This is a genomic window from Hyphomonas atlantica corrig. (assembly GCF_000682715.1).
Classification (GTDB): Bacteria; Pseudomonadota; Alphaproteobacteria; order Caulobacterales; family Hyphomonadaceae; genus Hyphomonas; species Hyphomonas atlantica.
Window position 1 is genome coordinate 1 of the sequence record NZ_AWFH01000057.1, and the last position, 365, is coordinate 365.

Here is a 365-nt window from a genome sequence, read left to right on the forward strand (position 1 = left end):
CGGACAGCTCTTTCTGCAATATCGTACGTTGTTCTGCAGGTGAAAGATCTGTCTCTTTCGGCGTTGTGTCCCTTTCAGAAGCTTGCTGTGCAGCTCGCGCTTCAGCCAACTCTACCGCGTCGCTTCTAGTTTCAGCCGCAAGTTCCTCGGTTCGCGCCGCACGCAGGTCATCGCCCATGCGAGCGGCCTTGAACAACGGATCTCGTTCGTCCTTTGCGTGAGCTTTTATTTTATACTCATCGCACTGAAGTTCGCTGTGGCCCTTCGCTTCCGTTGCCTCGGCAAGAACCAGCATGGCTATCCCTGCTTTTCTCGTGAAAGCGTGTTCGGAGGTACGCATCGAAGCAAACTGCAGGAACTCGTCA

At 54.2% G+C, this 365-nt stretch carries 1 pseudogene; it reads right to left on the minus strand.

The features are described 5' to 3' along the window. Window positions 1-365 (minus strand): annotated as a pseudogene (locus HY36_RS18575) (hypothetical protein); the annotation flags it as partial.